2 protein-coding genes are annotated in these 3004 nt (G+C 44.2%); both read right to left on the minus strand.

Annotated features, from left to right (window positions below):
* Positions 1-1060: sensor histidine kinase (locus tag ACTIE6_RS21735; protein ID WP_439558630.1), on the minus strand; the 1060-nt coding region annotated here is incomplete at its 3' end.
* A 123-nt stretch (positions 1061-1183) separates the two neighbouring features.
* On the minus strand, positions 1184-2581 hold the full coding sequence (lpdA, locus tag ACTIE6_RS21740) for a dihydrolipoyl dehydrogenase (RefSeq protein WP_439558631.1): 1398 nt from the start codon (positions 2579-2581) through the stop codon (positions 1184-1186).
* Positions 2582-3004: the final 423 nt, after the last annotated feature.

Here is a 3004-nt window from a genome sequence, read left to right on the forward strand (position 1 = left end):
AAAAAGTAACAAAGCCCTGATCCGTAAATTTGATTGCATTGTGTACCAGGTTTGTAATTATCTGGCTCAATCGGGTTTGGTCGCCTGTGAGCTGCGGCAGGGAATCGGGGACATTAAACAGAAGTTCAAGATTTTTCTCTCTCGCTTTCGGGACAAATGTGTTATAAAGGTTTTTGAACAATAACTCGGCATCAAAACTTTCAGAATGAAGCTTGACGTGGTTTGAATTGATCTTGTTGAAGTCGAGAATATCATTCACTACCGCCATCAGATGCGCGGCCGAAAATTTCAATGTTTCAATAAGCTCCTGTTCCTGGCTATCCCTTGACTTATTTTCCTGTAAAAGATGGACGATACCTACAATTCCATTCAACGGAGTACGTATCTCGTGGCTCATTGTTGACAGGAACTCCGACTTTGCAATAGTTGCATTCTCTGCAATTTGCTTTTGTTTTTCAAGATTTTCGTTTTGGGTAGCCAGGGTGTATCTGTAAAAAAACTCCCGTTTGTCTCTTTTTTCATTCAACAGCATTATAAATGGAAAAAGCAGCTGCCCCATAAAAAAGAACAAGCCGCCTTCGCGTAAAAACTGGAAAAAATATTCCGGGTGTCCCACGTACAAAGCGGCTGGAAAACTGATTAAAATGAGCGAAGTGGCTACCACCGCCTTCCAAACCGGCCAGCGCACCATGAAGAATGTAAATAACAGCGCGAGCGTCATATTGAATGTAGCCCTGCCGTAATAATCGTGTGGAACAGTAGCAAGGATGTATGCGTGAATAGGAATGAGGGCTAAGTAGGTCAGAAATGAAGATCTCTGACTGGAAATCCTGCCGCTCAGATGCAGGAACAGGAGCACGAGCGACACAACGCTGAAAACGAGTGCAACTGTGAGTATATCAGCAAATGCAGGGTTGTTCCTCAGCAGATAAAGCAGAGAAGTAGCCGGATATCCCAGGAGGAATGCGATACAAAAAATCAGGTTCCCCCAACGAGACTTAATTTCTCGTTCTTTTTTCCACAAAATGTCGAAATCACCCGTGTAAGTGGCACTTTTCAAGAATAAAGATTTTAAACGCTGAGATAGATGCAGAAGGTCTTGTAACCCAAATTTACAAAATCGTTAAAAAAATAGGGTATCCAATTTCTTGAATACCCTACTTTCAGCATTAAAGGCTATTTCTTACAAATCGATCGCCTCTCCGTAAGCTGCTTCTGTCGCGCCTTTCAAAGCTTCAGACATAGTCGGGTGCGGGTGGATTGACCGCAGGATCTCGTGTGAAGTTGTTTCCAGCTTGCGGGCTACTACTACCTCTGCAATCATTTCGGTTACATTCGTACCGATCATGTGCGCACCCAGGAATTCGCCGTATTTAGAATCAAAAATCACTTTCACAAAACCATCTGTTGCTCCGGCAGCAGTTGCTTTACCAGAAGCTTTGAATGGGAATTTACCTACTTTGATATCGTAACCTGCTTCTCTTGCTTTTTTCTCAGTGTAGCCCACAGAAGCGATTTCAGGCTGGCAGTAAGTACAGCCTGGGATGTTACCATAATCAAGTGCCTCTGTTTTGTGACCTGCTATTTTTTCGGCACAAATAATACCTTCGGCAGTAGCTACGTGAGCCAATGCAGGGCCGGGAGTACAGTCACCAATTGCGTAGAAGCCAGGAACGCTGGTTTCGTACCATTCGTTAACCGAGATTTTGCCTTTTTCAGTTTTGATACCTGTTTCTTCCAGACCGATATTTTCGATATTGGAAACAATACCTGCTGCTGAAAGCACTACATCCACCTGGAAAGACTTTTGTCCGTCCGGTGTTTTCACCGAAACGACGCAGCCATTTCCGCTTGTATCTACATTTTCAACAGTAGAATTCACGTAAGTTTCTACGCCGAGCTTCTTGTATTGTTTCGCGATTTCTTTTGAAATCTCTTCATCTTCAACCGGTACCAGGTTTGGGAGGAATTCAACAACAGTCACTTTCGTGCCCATGGAAGCGTATACATACGCAAACTCCATTCCGATTGCACCAGAGCCGATCACCAACAGGGATGCAGGCTGTTTTTCAAGGCTCATTGCCTTGCGGTATTCAATAATCTTTTGTCCGTCGATCTTGATATTCGGCAACTCACGCGCCCGTGCGCCGGTTGCAATGATCACACCTTTATTGGCTGTGTAATCCGTTTTCTTACCATCTTTATCAGTAACCTCAACCGTTTTTTGGCCCTTCACCTTACCTGCTCCCATGATCACATCGATCTTGTTCTTTTTCATCAGGAAGGAAACCCCTTTGCTCATCGAATCGGCTACTCCGCGACTGCGTTTGATCACCCCGGAGAAATCGGCAGATGATTCGCCTACATTGATCCCGTAATCTTTTGCATGCTTGATGTATTCAAAAACCTGGGCACTTTTCAAAAGCGCTTTGGTAGGAATGCAACCCCAGTTAAGGCATATCCCGCCCAGACTTTCTTTTTCGATAATTGCCACTTTAAGTCCTAATTGGGAAGCACGAATTGCTGCCGGATAACCTCCGGGGCCGCTACCAATTACAATCACATCATATGTTTGAGCCATTTTCTGGTATTTTTATTGATAAGAAATGGGTACACTAAATTTCTCGCAAAGTTAAGACGATTTGCGGGAATGCCTACATCTGGAACGCAGCCTATTTCTTTGAAACCGACCATTCTTCCGAATTGTTATATCTTTGCTACTAGCGGCTTTGGTGCACAATTTGTCATACTTGTTAAACCTTTCGTCATGCTGAGCGCAGTCGAAGCATAGTGCACCATTCCCTTCGACTGCGCTCAGGGTGAAAAAGGTGAGTGCTCAGGGCGACAAAGATGCCCCTCGTGGTGGTATCCACAAGCGTTCAGTGCGTCAAAATTGGCTGCTCAAAGTCGTACTTTTAATACAAACAATTTAAACTCAAACTTCAAATGACTGCAGAGCAATTGAAAGACTTGAAGGCCCGTGTAGAGGCTTTGGGGAGGTATC

Origin of the sequence: Dyadobacter sp., assembly GCF_051859145.1 — a bacterium.
In the GTDB taxonomy this organism is placed as follows: domain Bacteria; phylum Bacteroidota; class Bacteroidia; order Cytophagales; family Spirosomataceae; genus Dyadobacter.

Bases quoted from the DNA above. Each gene is read 5' to 3' on its own strand.
- lpdA (WP_439558631.1), bottom strand. From the start codon at position 2,581: ATGGCTCAAACATATGATGTGATTGTAATTGGTAGCGGCCCCGGAGGT.